At 70.6% G+C, this 16,279-nt stretch carries 11 protein-coding genes; 10 read left to right on the top strand and 1 reads right to left on the bottom strand.

All coding sequences use genetic code 11. The features are described 5' to 3' along the window. The first annotated feature begins 76 nt into the window (after positions 1-76). The 9 genes from tssL (at position 77) to TSH20_RS15160 (ending at position 14,568) form a co-directional block, all read left to right on the top strand. The gene (gene tssL / locus TSH20_RS15200; protein WP_109075531.1) at positions 77-1,468 is read left to right on the top strand and encodes a type VI secretion system protein TssL, long form; all 1,392 of its coding nucleotides are present in this window, start codon (positions 77-79) and stop codon (positions 1,466-1,468) included. Between the two features lie 92 nt (positions 1,469-1,560). Then, positions 1,561-5,070 carry a type VI secretion system membrane subunit TssM gene (gene tssM / locus TSH20_RS15195; protein ID WP_109075530.1) on the top strand — a complete coding sequence of 1,170 codons (3,510 nt, stop codon included), beginning with the start codon at positions 1,561-1,563 and terminating at the stop codon, positions 5,068-5,070. Further along, complete coding sequence (gene tagF / locus TSH20_RS15190; protein ID WP_109075529.1) at positions 5,052-5,642, top strand: type VI secretion system-associated protein TagF; 591 nt, start codon at positions 5,052-5,054, stop codon at positions 5,640-5,642. Before tssM ends, tagF begins: the two co-directional genes overlap by 19 nt. Next, positions 5,642-7,705: a type VI secretion system tip protein TssI/VgrG gene (gene tssI / locus TSH20_RS15185; RefSeq protein ID WP_109075528.1), complete on the top strand. Its 2,064-nt coding sequence runs from the start codon at positions 5,642-5,644 to the stop codon at positions 7,703-7,705. Before tagF ends, tssI begins: the two co-directional genes overlap by 1 nt. A gap of 34 nt (positions 7,706-7,739) precedes the next feature. Continuing rightward, on the top strand, positions 7,740-8,363 hold the full coding sequence (locus TSH20_RS15180) for a DUF4123 domain-containing protein (RefSeq protein ID WP_247871229.1): 624 nt from the start codon (positions 7,740-7,742) through the stop codon (positions 8,361-8,363). Positions 8,364-8,403: 40 nt separating this feature from the next. Then, a complete protein-coding gene (gene tagH / locus TSH20_RS15175; protein ID WP_109075526.1) occupies positions 8,404-9,987 on the top strand; it encodes a type VI secretion system-associated FHA domain protein TagH in 1,584 nt (527 codons plus the stop codon). 53 nt (positions 9,988-10,040) lie between these two features. After that, positions 10,041-12,338, top strand: a complete 2,298-nt coding sequence (locus TSH20_RS15170) for a serine/threonine-protein kinase (protein ID WP_109075525.1) — start codon at positions 10,041-10,043, stop codon at positions 12,336-12,338. A gap of 8 nt (positions 12,339-12,346) precedes the next feature. Then, on the top strand, positions 12,347-14,014 hold the full coding sequence (locus TSH20_RS15165) for an alpha/beta fold hydrolase (RefSeq protein WP_109075524.1): 1,668 nt from the start codon (positions 12,347-12,349) through the stop codon (positions 14,012-14,014). 161 nt (positions 14,015-14,175) lie between these two features. Next, complete coding sequence (locus tag TSH20_RS15160) at positions 14,176-14,568, top strand: hypothetical protein (RefSeq protein WP_085086012.1); 393 nt, start codon at positions 14,176-14,178, stop codon at positions 14,566-14,568. A gap of 6 nt (positions 14,569-14,574) precedes the next feature. Here TSH20_RS15160 and TSH20_RS15155 read toward each other — a convergent pair whose 3' ends face one another. After that, positions 14,575-15,510 (bottom strand): LysR family transcriptional regulator, encoded by a 936-nt coding sequence (locus TSH20_RS15155; protein ID WP_109075563.1) that lies wholly within the window; start codon positions 15,508-15,510, stop codon positions 14,575-14,577. A 142-nt stretch (positions 15,511-15,652) separates the two neighbouring features. Here TSH20_RS15155 and wrbA point away from each other — a divergent pair, with 142 nt between their 5' ends. After that, positions 15,653-16,255 carry an NAD(P)H:quinone oxidoreductase gene (gene wrbA, locus TSH20_RS15150; protein WP_109075523.1) on the top strand — a complete coding sequence of 201 codons (603 nt, stop codon included), beginning with the start codon at positions 15,653-15,655 and terminating at the stop codon, positions 16,253-16,255. Positions 16,256-16,279 lie beyond the last annotated feature (24 nt).

Genomic DNA, 16,279 nt, shown 5'->3' with positions numbered 1-16,279 from the left:
GTCGATTGGTTCGTTCACAGTGTTTGGAAATGATGGACCGGTCCGTTTCGGGAGCGGCGCGGGGATTGGGGTGGACATGCAAGGCGGCGATCAGTTTGGCGGCACGCCCGGACCGGAATCGGAACGCACGGTCCTGATGCCGACGCCGGGCGGCCGGCGGCCGGCCGCGTCGGACGGTTCAGCCGGCGGGGAGGCGGTTTTCGCGTCGCGGGCGTCAGCGGTCGGGGTTTCCGGCCCGGCGCTGGCGGCGATCTTCGCCGCGCGCTCGCCGCTGGCCGCCGCCGCCTCGTCGGTGCTGCTTCTGGCGGCGCGGCTGAACGACATCGGCGGCGTGCCGGACCTTGAGTCGCTGCGCCAGCGCGTGATCGGCGCCCTCGGCGACTTCAAGAAATGGGTGACCGCGTCCGGCATGGATGGGGCGACCCAGGCGACGGCGCACTATGTGCTCTGCGCGCTGATCGACGACATCGTGCTGAATTCCCCCTGGGGCAGCCAAAGTTCCTGGACGCGCCAGAACGTCACCAGCATGTTCCACAAGAACGTCGTCGGCGGTGAGCAGTTCTATGAGCGTCTCGCCTCCGCCCGCCAGGATCCGGGCAAGTACGGCGATCTGCTGGAGTTGATGTATCTCTGCCTGTCGCTGGGCTTCCGCGGCCGCTACCGCGTCGGCGGGCGCCAGGACACCGAGCACGCCCGCATCCGCGAAGACGTCTACAACATCCTGGTCAAGCAACGCGGCTACGCCGACCGCATTCTCTGCCCGAACGCGGCGGCGATGGCGATGGAATACCGGCCGCCGCGCAGTTCGCTGCCGGTCTGGGTGACCGGCGCCGGCACGGCGCTGTTCCTGCTGCTGCTGTTCCTGGCCCTCAGCTTCCTGCTGAACGGCGCGTCCGACCGGCTGTTCGCCGGCTTGGCCGGGCTGCCGCCGCACGGCGGCGTGGTGATCGAGGCGCCCGCCCCGGTCAAGCTGGCGGAAGAGGCGCCGCCCCCGCCGCAGATCGCCCCGCCGCCCCCGCCGCCGACGACCCAGGTCCAGCGTGTGCGCAAATTCCTGGAGCCGGAGATCGCCGAGGGACTGGTCGAGGTGACGGAGGACGCGCTGTCGGTCACCGTGCGCATGCGCGGCACCACCCTGTTCGCCAGCGGCAGCGCCACTTTGAACGACAAGGTGCGGGGATCGGTCCTGCGCGTCGGCCGCGCCGTCGCGGAGGAGCCGGGCGCGGTGTTGATCACCGGCCACACCGACAATGTTCCGATGACCGGCGGCGGACGTCTGCGCTTCCCCTCGAACTGGCACCTGTCGAAGGCCCGCGCCGAATCGGTGATGGCGGAATTCGATCCGCTGTTCGCCGACAAGTCCCGCCTGAAGGCGGAGGGCAAGTCCGATACCGAGCCGGTGGCGTCCAACGACACGCCCGAGGGCCGGGCGGCGAACCGCCGGATCGACATCATCCTCAAGAAATGAGCGGAACCGCCCCGCCGGGGGCGGTGCCAGCGGCCGGCAGAGGCGCCGAAAGGCGATGACGCCGCAAGAAGATCAGGGACAGGGGTATCGGAATGAGTCGGCTGACCGCCATCTTGCTCTCCCGCGCAGTGTTGGGCCTCATCGGCGCGGTGATCGCCGCGGCGCTGATCGCGCTGCTGGCGCCGCTCGCCGGTCTGGACATGCCCTGGCTAGCGGTCGCCGCGGCCGTGCCCTTCCCGATCCTCGCCATCGTGCTGATCCTGCTGAAACGCCGCGACGCCAAGGCCGAGGAGCGGATGACGGCGGAGCTGACGGGCGGTGCCGACGCGGCACGCATGGCGGCGGTGGACCAGGCCGACGAGGTCGCCGGCCTGCGCAAGACCTTCGCCGAATCCCTCGCCCTGCTGAAGGCCGGACGCAAGCAGCGGGGCCTGGGCGACGGCTATCTCTACAGCACCCCCTGGTACGTCATCATCGGCCCGCCGGGCGCCGGCAAGACCACGGCGCTGCTGAAGAGCGGCCTGAACTTTCCGCTGGCCGACGAGACCGGGGGCAAGCCGCTGAAGGGTGTCGGCGGCACCCGGCAATGCGACTGGTGGTTCGCCGACGAGGCGATCTTCCTCGACACCGCCGGGCGCTACACCACCCAGGACAGCCACGAGACCGTGGACCAGACCGGCTGGGGCGCCTTCCTGAAGCTGCTGAAGGATGCGCGCTCGCGCCAGCCGATCAACGGCGTGCTGGTGGCGATGGCGGTCCCCGACCTCGCCGCCGCCGGGCCGGAGGAGCGGGCGCAGCATGCGGCCGCCATCCGCCGCCGCCTGCGCGAGCTGTACGAGACGCTGAAGGTCGAGGCGCCGGTCTATCTGCTGCTGACCAAGGCCGACCTGATCGCCGGCTTCAACGAGTTCTTCCATGACCTGAACCGCGACGAGCGCCGGCAGATCGTCGGCGTCACCCTGCCGGCGGGCGAAAGCGAACTGGGCGATGCCGGCATGGCGACGCTGGGCAGCGAGTTGGACGGCATCGCCGGCCGGCTGTCCGGCCGCGCCGTCGACCGCATCCAGCAGGAGCATGCGCAGGAGCGGCGCGGCGCCATCTTCGCCTTCCCCTCGCAGTTCGCTTCCCTGAAGGAACCGCTGCTCGACTTCGTATCCGCCGCCTTCAAGGCCAACCGCTACGAGCCGGCGCTGCGGCTGCGCGGCATCTATTTCACCAGCGGCACCCAGGAAGGCACGCAGATCGACCGGCTGATCGGCGGGCTGGCCGAAAGCTTCGGCCTGCCGGCGGCGCCCTTCCGCGGCGGTGCCGTCGCCGCCGGGCAGCAGCGCAGCTATTTTCTGGGCGGCCTGCTGAACGATCTGGTGTTCCGCGAGGCCAACATGGTCGGATTCGACCCGGCGGCGGAACGGCGGCGCATCTGGGTTCCGCGCATCGCCTACAGCCTGTTCGGGCTGGTCACCACCGCCGCGACCGCCGCCTGGGTCGCCAGCTATCTCGGCAATGCCGGGCTGATCGACCGTGAACAGCAGGCGGTCGACGCCTATCGGCCCAAGGCGGAGGCGCTGGCCGCCGGCACCGTCGCCGACGACGACATCCGCCGCGTGTGGCCGGTGCTGAACGAGCTGCGTGCCCTGCCGGCCGGCCATGACACGCTGGCGCTGAAGCAGAAGCTGGCGCTCGATTTCGGTCTCTACCAGGGCGACAAGCTGGAGGAGGCCGGCGACACGCTCTATCGCCGCGCGGTCAACGGGCTGCTGATGCCGCGCCTGCTGGTGCGGGTGCAGCGCGACCTGCGCGACCGGCTGATGGCCGACGACGCCCCGGCGGTGGAGGCCCTGCTGCGCCTCTACCTGACGCTGGGCGGCGCCGGTCCGGTCAACGCCGACGAGGTGAAGGGCTGGACCGTCGGCTGGCTGCGCCGCGTCTCGCCCCCGCCGGGCGAGGACGAGACCAAGGCGATCCTCGGTCACATCGACGCCGGGCTGTCCGCCCCCGCCGGCCTGCCGAAGGCCAACCTGGATGCCGAACTGATCCGGCAGGCGCGCGAGGTGCTGGCCCGCACGCCGCTGGCCGCCCGCGCCTATGCCGTCGTGCGTGACGGCGAGGCGGCGCGCAAGCTGCAGGACTGGCGCCCGTCGGAGCAGGCCGGTCCGGAAGGCGACCGGGTGTTCCGCCGGTCCTCCGGTGCGCGCCTCAGCGACGGCGTTCCCGGCTTCTATACCCTGCAAGGCTTCACCTCCGTCATGCTGCCGGGCCTGCCCGGCGCGGCGCGCTCGGTGCGCGACCTCAGCTGGCTGCTTGGGCCCCCGCGCGGGGAGGAAGCCGGTCCGGAACTTGAGGCGGCGGCACTGACGCTTTACCTGCGCGATTACGCCGGCCGCTGGGACGCGCTGCTGAACGACATCACCCTGGTGCCGGCCGCCAACCCGCAGGCGCTGGCCGAGGAGGTCAACATCCTGTCCGGCCGCAGCTCTCCCCTGCAGAAGCTGCTGACGGCGGTCGCGAACGAGACGACGCTGCAGCGCGTGCCGGAGGCGCCGGCCGGCGCCTCGCCCGCGGTGGCTGCGGTTGCCGCGGCGGCGGCCGACAGCGGCGTGGCGAAGCTGGTCACGCAGATGGTGGACGACCGCTTCCGCCCGCTGAACGACTTCACCCGCAACAGCGGCAACGCCCGGCTGGAGGAGTTGCTGCGCCAGCTGGAGGCCGTGCATGCCGTGCTGGCGCGGCTGTCGCTCGGCTCCGGCGGCGGGCAGAAGCTGTTCGATCTGGCGGCCAACGGCGGCGGCGAGGTGTTCCAGAAGCTGGCCACCGATGTCGGCTATTTCCCCCAGCCGGTCCGCCGCTGGACCGAGGAACTGGTGGAGCAGGGCACGGCGCGGACGCTGAGCGGCGCCCGTGCGCAGATCAACGCTGAGTGGCAGAGCACGGTCGTGCCCTGGTGCCGGCGCGCGCTCGACAACCGCTATCCCTTCGTGAAGGGCGCCTCGGCCGATGTCGGCATGGATGATTTCGCCCGGATGTTCGCGCCCGGCGGGCTGATCGACGCCTTCTTCACCAACCGGCTGCGGCCGTTCGTCGACACGACAAAGGAGCCCTGGCGCTGGCAGCCGTCGGCCGCCGACCTCGGCATCCCGGCCGCCGTCCTGCCGGCCTTCCAGCATGCAGCGGCGATCCGCGACGCCTTCTTCCCCGACGGGGGCCGGGCGCCGTCGCTGCGCTTCGAACTGCGCCCGACCTATCTCGGTCCGGGGGTGGAGCAGGTCGATCTGGACATCGACGGCCAGCGCCTGACCTTCGCCCGCAACGCCACGCTGGCGCAGGGGCTGCAATGGCCGAAGCCGGGCGGGGCGGGCGACTTGCGCGTGACCTTCACCGGGCAGCCGACCGAACCGCCGGAGATGACCCAGCGCAGCGGAAGCTGGGCGTGGTTCCGCACGCTGGACGCCAACCGCGGCCGCAAGGGGGCGGTGCCCGACCGCATCCCGCTGAGCTTCGGCGCCGCCGGCAAGTCGGCCGGGTTCGACGTGCGCATGACCAGCGCCGTCAACCCCTTCTCGATCCGCGACCTCAAGGACTTCCGATGCCCGGACAGCCTGTGATGGGACATGCGGGCTGTTTCGGCAAACTGCCGGCGCGCGGCGATTTCTTGCTGCGCGGACTGCCGCGGACCTTCGCCGACCCGTGGCACGAGTGGCTGCTCGACGGGTTGCAGGCCAGCCGGGCGGCGCTGGGCGAGGGGTGGATGGACCGCTACCTCAACGCGCCGATCTGGCGTTTCGTGCTGGAGGCCGGCGTGTGCGGACCGCAGGCGGCGGCCGGCGTGATGATGTCCAGCGTCGACAAGGCCGGCCGGCATTTCCCGCTGACCCTGGTGGCGCTGCTCGCGCCCGGCCACTCCGCCGACGGGGTGGAGGCCGACGACCCATGGTTCGAGGCGGCGGAGGAGTTGGCGCTGTCCGCCCTGACCCACACGCTGGATGTCGAGGCCTTCGTCGGCTCCGTCGGTGCCCTGTCGGTACCGCAACCCTGCGGGCCGTCGTCGTCCGCCGCCGCCCGCTGGTGGACGCTGGGCGGCGAGGGCGTGGCGGAGCAGGGCTTCACCGGCGCCGGCCTGCCGCCCGCGGCACGCTTCGCCGATTTCCTGACCGGCCGGGCCGGGGAGGGCGCGTGATGCAGTTCGTCCAGGATGACCGCCTGCTGTCGCTGGAAACCCCGGCCGGCCCCGACGTGCTGCTGGTTGAGCGGGTCCAGGGGCGGGAGTCGCTGTCCAGCCCCTTCCTGTACCGCATCGATGCGCTGGGGCCGATCGAACCGCTGGCGCCGGAAGTCATCGTCGGCAACAGCATCAACATTGGCTTCCGCCAGCTGGACGGCGAGCGGCATTACGTCAACGGCATCGCCCGCTCGCTCGGCGTCGGCGTGCCGGTGGGGCGCGACCAGCGCTATTACACGATCGAGGTGGTGCCCTGGCTGTCGCTGCTGTCCTACACCAGCGATTGCCGTATCTTCCACAGCCTGGGCAACGGCGGCCCGATGGCGGTGCCGAAGATCGTCGAGACGATCTTCCATGAATTCGGCTTTTCCAACTTCGAATTCCGCAGCCTGACCGGCAGCTACCAGCCGCGCGAATATTGCGTCCAGTACAACGAGAGCTATTTCGACTTCGTCAGCCGGCTGCTGGAAGAAGAGGGCATCTATTATTACTTCGTGCATGAGCGCAATCGCCACAAGCTGATCCTGTCGGACAGTGCCGCCGGCTATGCCAAGCTGCCGGCGGCGACTCTGCGCTTCAACCCCAGCGGCCAATATGCCGACCAGATCGAGCGGTGGCAGCGGGTCTATTCCATCGCGTCGGGGCGCTGGGCCACCAAGGATTATGATTTCCAGGCGCCGCGCACGCCGCTCGACAGCGGCGAGGCGTCGGTCGCCAAGGTGCCGGTGTCCACCAAATACGAGCTGTTCGAATATCCCGGCCGCTTCGCCACGCGCGATGCCGGCTCCACGCTCGCGCGGCGCCGGATGGAGACGGAGGAGCGCGGGCTGGAGGGGGTGCGCGGCGTCGGCGCCTGCCGCACCCTGCATCCCGGCATGACCTTCGCGCTGACCGACCACCCGACGGCGGCCGAGAACAACCAGCCGGTCGTGGTGGCGGAGTTGGAGTTCGACGCCTGCAACGAAGGGTTCCTGCCCGGCGACAAGCGCAAGGCCTCCTACGGCAACAGCTTCCATGCCCTGCCGGCGAAATCGGTGGTGCGGCCGGCGCGGTCGACGCCGAAGCCGTCGGTGCGCGGCATCCAGACCGCCTTCGTCGTCGGGCCGGCGGGGGAGGAAATCTACACCGACAAGTTCGGCCGCATCATGGTGCAGTTCCATTGGGACCGCCGCGGCCGGTCGGACGAGAAAAGCTCCTGCTGGATCCGGGTGGCGCAGAGCTGGGCCGGGCACCAGTGGGGCATGCAGACGGTGCCGCGCGTCGGCATGGAGGTGCTGGTCGATTTCGTCGACGGCGATCCCGACCGGCCGATGGTGATCGGCGTGGTCAACAACGCCGACGCGCTGCCGACCTATGCCCTGCCCGAACACAAGACGCGGTCAGGCATCAAGACGCGCAGTTCGCCCGGCGGGCGCGGCTTCAACGAGATCCGCTTCGAGGACAAGGCGGGGAAGGAGCAGGTCTTCCTCCATGCCCAGCGCGACTACGACCTGCGCATCGGCCATGACAGCCGGACGTCGGTGGCGTCGGGCCAGCATGTGAACGTCGCCGGGGGCCTGTGGGAGTGGGTGGGCAAGAACCACCACGCCACGGTGGACGGCGACCATGTCGAATCCATCGGCGGCGGCGTATCGCGCAGCGTCGGCGTCGATGTGCACGACAAGGTCGGCACCAACTATGCCGTCCATGCCGGGACCAACCTGTGCCTGGAAGCCGGCGCCTCGCTGACCCTCAAGGTCGGCGGCAGCTTCATCACGCTGAACGCCGCCGGCATCTCGATGAACGGCACCATGGTGCTGATCAACAGCGGCGGTGCCGCCAACGGGCTGAGCGCGGCCCCGGCGAAGCCCGACAAGCCGTCGCCCGCCGACAAGGACAAGGGCGGGTCGATCAAGGCACCGCCCAAGGCGAAGCTGCCGCGCGCGGCGCAAAGTCACAGCCCGAAGGCCGCGGCGCAGGCGATGGTGATGCGCAACGCCGCGGCGTCCAACACGCCGCTGTGCGAGATCTGTCAGAAATGATGCCAGAAATGACCCACCGGACATGAACCAGGCGATGACAGGCCCATCCCCCCGCCGCACCCCGCAGGAGGTGGTTGCCCGGCTCGCGCATCATCTGTGGCCGCAGGGCGAGAGAGAGAGCGGATCGGATGGGGAGGAGCGCGGTCTCTACATGATCGTCGACGCCGCACGCGATCCCGGCCTCTATCCCGGCCTGTTGGCGCGGGAGGAGGAGGCGGAGATGCGCGCCCTCTACCAGGGCGAAACCGCGAGCGAGATGGCCGAGGTGGCCCCCTATCTGGTCCGGCTGGATCGCGGCGGCGCCGTTGCCGACTGGCTGGTCGGGGAGGGCTGGGGCCGTGGCTGGGGCATCCTGGTGCAGGCCGGCGGCGACATCGACATGGTGCGCCGGCATTTCCGCAAGCTCACCATCGTCAACGACGCGAAGGGGGCGACCTACCTGTTCCGCTTCTACGATCCGGCGGTGCTGCGCAGCTTCCTGCCGATCAGCGATGCGGCCCAGCGCGGCGCATTGTTCGGGTCCGGCATCCGGTTCATGATGGAGGACGCGGGCGCCAAGGCGCTCATCCTGTTCGAACTGGTGGACGGCGACCTGCGCCGCGTCGAAGTGCCCCTCGGCGCCCCCGCGGGTGCGGCCGGCGCCTCCCCTGTCCGCTGATGCCCGAGCCAAAGGAGATCCCAGCGGTGGAGATGGTGGAATGCTGAGGCTGAGGATCGTGTCGGACCATCGGGCGTCGCTGGGCGGCAATGCCGAGAAGACTCTGCATGGCGGCAGCCTCACCGTCGGGCGGGGGGTGGAGAACGGCTGGATCCTGCCCGATCCCGACCTGCTGCTGTCGCGCCAGCATTGCGTGATCGAAGCGGCCGGATCCGGCTTCCGGGTGACCGACACCAGCACCAACGGCGTCTTCCTCAACGGATCGGAGCAGCCGATCGGCCGCAACGCGACGGCGCCGCTGTCGTCGGGCGACCGCATCCGCGTCGGCCGCTTCATCATCGAGGCGATGGTGGAATCGCTGAACGCCCCCAGCTTCACCGAAATCACCGGGGCCTTCGCGCTGGGCGGCAGAGGCGGGGAGGCCGACCCGTTCGCTCCGGCGCCGGCCCGGCATGCTGCCGAGCAGGATCCGTTCGACGAGCTGTTCGGCGATCCGACGGCACGCCCCTTCGAAGACCAGCCGCTGCGTTCGGAGGCTGAGCCGTTCGATTCCTGGACCTCCTCCAGCAGTGGGGCGGCGGTGCGGGAGCGTGCGGACGACTGGCATTTCGGCACCGTCGACGACCATTCCGATCCGTTGAACCAGGCAGTGTCGGTCGGCGTCTCCTTCCCGGCCCCGTTCCCGGACGAGCCGCAGCGGTCGTCCGGTGGCGGCATCCCCGACGATTGGGACGACGACCTCTTCGGCATGCCGCAGCCGGCGGCCCCGGCCATCCCCGACCCGTTGTCGTTCCCGCCGCCGAAATCGGCCCAGGCGCTGCCGGACGACTGGAACATCGACGAGACGCTGCCCGATCAGGCGGCGCCGGACCTGCCGCTCAACTCCGCCGCCCCGGATCTTCCTTCGGAATCGGTCGCGCCGCCGGAACCCGACCCCCTGCCGGACGATACCGACATCGCTCCCCTTCCGGTCGCGGCAATGCCGGCTCCGGCGCCACCTTCGGCGCCCGATGCCGGTGCGGCGGTCGCCGCCTTCTACGAGGGGTTCGGCGCTCCGCTGCCGCCGGACGGGCTGCCGGATGCCACCGCGATGATGCGCAGCCTGGGCGAGGCGTTGCGCGCCAGCCTGGGGGCGCTGCATGGCAGCCTGCGGGCGCGGGCGCGCTTCAAGGACGAATTCCATCTGGAGCAGACCAGCTTCCGCCCCGCGGGCGAGAACCCGCTGAAGCGCTGCGAAACCCTGGACGAGGCGGTGTCGGTGCTGGCCAACCCGCGTCTGCGCGGCTTTCTGCCGATGGGCGACGCGGTGCGCGAGGCGGCGAGCGACGTGCAGGTTCATCACCTTGCCTATGCCGCGGCGCTGCAGATCGCGCTGAAGCAGGTGGTCGCCAAGTTCGATCCCGGCGCGCTCAGCCAGCGGCTGGAGACCCGGCTTCTCGACAGCCTCGTTCCGGCCGCGCGCAAGGCGCGCTACTGGGACCAGTACGAGGTCCTTTACAAGGATCTGGTGGTCGAGTTGGAGGAGGATTTCGACCGCGTCGTCGGCGATGCCATCGCCCGTGAATACGACCGCTTCATCCGCCGCGATGGCGCGGGCGGTGCCGACGGCGAAAAGCCCGACTGAACCCGTCCGACGCCCCGCCGCATCAACCCCCCTGACCGGACCACGCCCCTTCCATGGCCCAGCCCCCCGACGACAGCCACGAGCCCACCGCCATCCTGCCCGCCGCCGGCGCGGGGGCGGATACGGGCACGGAAACAGGGGTGGATCCCCAGGCCACCCGGCTGACGGCGCCGCCCGCAACCCCGGTGCCGTCCACTCCGGCGCCGACCTCCACCGCATCGGGTGTGGAGGCGTCGGGCGACCGGGCGGGCGTCCGGTCCGTTCCGGAACCGATCGGGCCGGGCACGCTGCTGAGCCACACCTATCGGGTGGAGGGGCTGATCGCCCGCGGCGGCATGGGCGAGGTGCACCGCGCCCGCCATGTCGACATGGACACCTGGCATGCGGTGAAGGTGATCCGCCCGGAGCTGGCGCAGGACGCCAAGATGGTCGAGCTGCTGCGGCGCGAGGCGGCGGCATTGCGGGAGATCCGGCACGAGGCGGTGGTGTCCTACGACGGCGTCTTCCGCGACGAATTCGGCCGGATTCTGCTGTCGATGGAGTTTCTCGACGGACCGTCGCTGCACGAGGTGCTGCAGGCCGGCCCGCTGGACGCGGCGTCGGTCGCCGTCCTGCTCGACCGCATCGCCTCCGGTCTGGCGGCGGCGCACCAGCGCGGCATCATCCACCGCGACATGTCGACCGACAATGTCATCCTGCCCGGCCGCGACATCGCCAACGCCAAGATCATCGATTTCGGCATCGCCAAGCAGACCGCCGCCGGGGTGGGAACCATCATCGGCGACGGCTTCGCCGGCAAATACGGCTTCGCCTCGCCCGAGCAGTTCGGTCTGTTCGGCGGGCAGGTCGGGCCGCAGTCCGACATCTACAGCGCCGGTCTGGTGCTGGCCGCGGCGGCGCTGGGGCATCCGCTCGACATGGGCCGCACGCCGCAGGCGATGATCGAGCGGCGCATGTCGGTGCCCGACCTGTCGGCGCTGGAGGAGCCGTTGCGCGGCGTCCTCTGCTCGATGCTGGAGCCGGACCCGCAGAACCGGGCCAAAACGATGGCGGAACTGGTCGGCGCCCTGACCCGCCGCGCCGCCGACATCACGCCCTTCGAACACACCTCCCTTCCGGTTTCCACGCCGGAAAAGGAGATGAAGACGGTGGTGACGCCGACGGTGGTCACGAAGGCCCAACCGGCGAATGCCCCCGGTGAGACGAAGAAGGCGCCGGTCGGCCTGATCGCCGGCGGGGTCGGCGGTCTGGTGGCGGCCGGCATCGCCGGATTCCTGCTGTTCGGGCAATCGCAGCCGCCCGCGCCTGCCAAGCAGGCCGCTACCCCGACGCCGACTGCAACGACGACGGCACCGCCGGCTTCCACCGCGTCCGCTCCGCCGCCATCGACGGGCATGACGACGGCGCCGCTCGGCACCGCCGCCTCGACTTCGGAACAGCAGCAGAAGCCGCCTCCCGTCGAGGCGACGAACCTGGACGCCCAGCCGCCCAGCCCGGTCAAGCCCGCCATACAGCCCGCCGGACCGGTCACGCCGCCGCTGCCGATCACGCCGGCGGTCCAGACCGTGACCCCGCCGAACCCGCCCCCGGCACAGCCGCAAGTTCAGCCGCAGCCGACTCCGCCGGTCCAGCAGGCGGCCCTTCCCGTCGCTCCACCGGTCCCGCGCCTGACGCCGGCCGAGGCGCGCAAGGCCGTCGAGACGGCCGCCGGTGCCTTCACCTGCGCCGGCATCCGCACGGTCGAGGCCGGGAACGGCCTGCGGATCGGCGGCTATGTCGGCACGGAGGACGATGCCAGGGTGCTGAAGGCGGCGATCACCGCCCTGCCGCCCGGCATCGACGTCGATGCGCAGGTCGCCGTGCGGCCCTGGCCGCTGTGCGAGGCGCTGGGCGCCGCCGGACTGCCGGCGCGGGCCGAGGCCCAGGGGAACGGCGCCTTGGGGCTGGGTTTCAACCGGCCGTCGATGGTCTACCGCAAGGGTGACAAGCTGGAGGTCACCGTGACCGCCGGGACATCGGGTTACCTGACCGTCGATTACATCGACATGGAAGGCAACGCGATCCACATGGTGCCGATGCGGCTGCGCCGCGACGACCGGCTGGAGGCAGGCCGGCCGGTGACGCTGGGCATCGCGAAATCGGCGAGCGACCGCGTCTATACCATCGCCCCGCCCTATGGCCCGGCGATGATCCTGGCGCTGGTGACCCGCGAACCGCTGTTCCCCGCCGACCGGGAGGAGGTGGAGCCGGCAGGCCCCTATCTGGCGAGCCTGCGCGGCGCACTGGCGAAGGCGGAGGCCAAGGGCGGCGTGGTCGCCCAGTCCGCCTTCTTCGCCACCGTCGCCGAATAGCTCCGCCGATGAAAAGTCGTGGCGGCCGGCGTCCTGCCGTCATCGCCGGCCTTCTGGCGCTCTGCGCGCTGGCCGGCGGGCTGCTCGGCCTCGGCATCGACCGGCTGACCGGTCCGACCTCTTCCCCGGCTCCGGCACCGCCGCAGATCGTGGCGGTGGAGCCGCCGCCTGCCATCCCGGCTCCTGTCCCGGCTGTCGTCCCTGCCCCTCTTCCCGCGCCGGTCCCGGCCGCCGCTCCTGTCCCGCCGGCTCTTCCGGCGCTGTCGGAGGCCCGTTGCCCGGACGGTCCGTTGCCGGTCGGGCCGGCGCCGCGCTGCCGGTCCTTTCGCGTGCCGTCCGACTGGCAGCGGGCGGACAGCCTGCCGGTCGATCTGTTCGTGACGATCCTGCCGGCGCTGAACGGTGCGCCGGCCGCCGATCCGGTGGTGCTGCTCAGCGGCGGGCCGGGGCAGGGCGGCAGCGACGATCTGCGCGGCAATGCCGCGATCCTGGCGCCGATGCGGGCCGGCCGCGACGTCATCCTGGTCGATCAGCGCGGCGCCGGCCGGTCGAAGCCCTCGCTGCGCTGTCCGGGGCTCGACCCGCTGCGCTACTGGTTCGGAGGCGTGACGGCGGAGGATGCCACCACCTGCCTGGAGCCGCTGCGCCGCGCCGGCTACCGGCTGGAGGATTTCGACAGCGGCCAGAGCGCGGCCGATCTGCCGGCGCTGCGCCGTGCCCTGGGGGTGGAGCGCTGGAACGTCGTCGCGACCTCATATGGTGGGGTGCTGGCGCAGGCGCTTCTGCGCATCGACGGGGCGGCGGTGCGCAGCCTCGTGCTGAATTCCCCGGCCACGGCTGACGCGACATGGCTCGACCTCGACCGTCTCACCGCCATCCGGCAGGCTCACCGCCGCATGGTCGAGGATTGCGCCGCACAGCCCGACTGCGCCCGCGCCTTTCCCCGGCTGGGACAGGCGGTCGACCGGCTGGCGGCGGCGCTGGAGCGACGACCGCTGGACCTGCGGCTGCGCCATCCCGTCACCGGACGGGAGACCGACCTGCGCCTGGGCTGGCCGATGCTGGCCGGCGTCCTGGCGCTGCGGCTGGGCAGCGGCGACGGGATGGTGGCGGTGCCGGCCCTGCTCGACCGGCTTGACCGCATTATCGGCGATCCTGCGGCGGCGGGGCGGGTGGACGATCCGGCCATCCTGTCCCTGGTAATGCCGCCGCCGATCTGGACCGTGCTGGACAGTCTGGCCTATGGCCTGAACCTGACCGTCGGCTGCCGCGAGAACCGGCCGCACATCGACGCCGCCGCCGCCCGCCGTGCCGCCGCCGACCTGCGCCCCTATGTGATGGCTGAGGCGGTGGAGACCGATTACGACGCCGCCTGTCCGACGTTGGGGCTGCGCCCGGTCGATGCGTCCTTCTACCGGCCGGCTACGTCGGACGTGCCGGCGCTGATCCTGACCGGCGCCTACGACACCTTTACCGCGCCGGCGCGGGCCGAGGCGATGGGGCGGAGCCTGCCGCGGGCCATTCTGCTGTCCTTCCGCGGCCTCGGTCATGACGTGCTGGGCGCCAGCCTGTGCGGCCGCACCGCCGCCGCCGGTTTCATCGAGACGCTGGCCGTGGGCGAGGCCGGCACCTGCGTCGAACGGCTGCTGCCGCCGACCTTTGCAACCCGGCCTTGACCATCCGGCCGTGATCGTCCAAGCGCAGTCTTAACGATTCCACCGCCAGCCGATCCGGCGTCCATTGCCAGACGCCGGCGCAAACACTATGATTCGTCTGCTGCAATCCGGGTGTCCGCAGGGACGGGACCCGTACCGCTTGAGACGATCGGAAGACCCGTATGGACGCTCACGACCTTTCGCTGGATGACAACCGCACGATCCAGGCCATCGGCATCCTCGCCGACGTGCTGGACGGGGTGGAGGGGCCGGGCGGTCTCGACACGGTGCTGGTGTCCAAGGCGCTGCGTCAGGTGATCGCCACCAAATCGCAGCCGGCCTTCGAATTCGCCTCCCGCGCCTTCAACACGCTGGAGCCGTCGGTCCGCCGTCAGGTGGCGGAAACCGCGGACGAGGCGGCGCACCATGCGGTCGAACTGCGCGGCCGGGTCGGCGGCTTCCTGTCCACCGCCCCGAAGAAGCCGGTTCCGCAAGGCCCGGTGGTCGGCCAGCAGCCGAATTTCATCACCGCGTTGAACCTGCGCTCCCGCCGCCGGCCCAACCAGCCGTCCTAAGCAGATTCAGCCTTCCTCCGGCGACAACGTGTCCAGCAGCGCGCAGTCCCAATAGGGGCGCGGGCCGAATCGCTGGACCAGGAAATCCACGAAAACCCGCACCTTCGGTGACAGGTGGCGGTTCTGCGGATAGACCGCGTTGACCGCCAGTTCCGAGGGGATGTGGCGGTACAGGACGCTGACCAGCTCGCCGCGCGCCAGCGCCTGACCGCACAGGAAGGTCGGCGACATGATGAAGCCGACGCCGGCCACCGCCGCTTCGCGCAGCAGGTCGCCGTTGTTGCTGCGGATCGGCCCAGAGACCCGGACGTTGCGGGGCTCGCCATCGACGGTGAAGGGCCAGAGGTCCGGCGTCGGCACGTTGGTGTAGATCAGGCAGTTGTGGTTGGCCAGATCGTCCGGCGTTTCCGGCACGCCATGTTTCTGCAGATAGGCCGGGCTGGCGCACAGAGCCATCCGCGCCGGGGCCAGCCGCCGGGCGATCAGCGAACTGTCGCGCAGCTTGCCGATGCGAACCGCCAGATCATAGCCCTCGTCGACCAAATCGACCGTGCGGTCGTTCAGGTCCATGTCGATCTCGATGGCCGGATAACGCTCCAGGAACTCCGCCACCGCCGGGGCCAGATGCAGGATGCCGAAGCTGACCGGCGCGTTCAGCCGCAGCCGGCCGCGCGGGGCGGCATGCAGGTCGGCGACCGCCTGCTCCGCCTCCTCCAGATCGGCCAGGATGCGGGTGCAGCGCTCGTAATAGGCCTGCCCCACCTCGGTCAGGCTGAGCTTGCGGGTGGTGCGGTTCAGCAGCCGCGCGCCGAGCCGGTTCTCCAACTCGCCGATGCGGCGGGAGACCACCGACTTCGACAGGTTGAGCCGGTCGGCGGCGGCGGTGAAGCTCTTGGTGTCCACCACCTTGATGAAGGCGAGCATGTCGTCGAGGCGATCCATGGCATTGTTGTACACCCGGAAACAATGAGGTGCCAAGATCCGGCAATACCGGAAAGGCCGTTGCGCCCTATGTTTGGTGTCACCCCGCGGCCATGACCGGCTGCGGCGGCCCGATGACGCAACGAAACAGGGAGTGACGGCGATGGCGAAGGTTCTGGTCCTCTATTACAGCAGCTGGGGTCATGTGTCGGAGATGGCGCAGGCGGTGGCCGAGGGCGCCCGCTCCGTCGCCGGGACCGAGGTGACGGTGAAGCGCGTGCCGGAACTCGTGCCGGAGGCCGTCCGCCAGTCCGCCCATTACAAGGACGAGAGCAACATCCCCGTTGCCACGGTGGACGAGCTGGCCCAGTACGACGCGATCGTCATCGGCACACCGACCCGCTATGGCAACATGGCCTCGCAGATGAAGAACTTCCTCGACCAGACCGGCGGGCTGTGGGCCAAGGGCGCCCTGGTTGGCAAGGTCGGCGCGGCCTTCACCTCCACCGCAACCCAGCATGGCGGGCAGGAGAGCACGATCCTCAGCACCCACACCGTGCTTCTGCATCTGGGCTTGGTGATCGTCGGTCTGCCTTATTCCTTCCAGGGCCAGATGGGCGTTTCGGAAGTGATGGGCAACTCGCCCTATGGCGCCAGCACCATCGCCGGCGGCGACGGCTCCCGCCGGCCGAGCGCGGTCGAGTTGGACGGCGCCCGCTATCAGGGCCGCCATGTCGCCGAGATCGCGACCAAGCTGCACGGTTGATGACTCGTCGCAAACGCTGAAGAA

It is taken from the genome of Azospirillum sp. TSH20, assembly GCF_003115935.1.
In the GTDB taxonomy this organism is placed as follows: domain Bacteria; phylum Pseudomonadota; class Alphaproteobacteria; order Azospirillales; family Azospirillaceae; genus Azospirillum.
The sequence above is the reverse complement of the archived record's forward strand: the minus strand, read 5'-3'. Positions and strand labels throughout refer to the sequence as shown.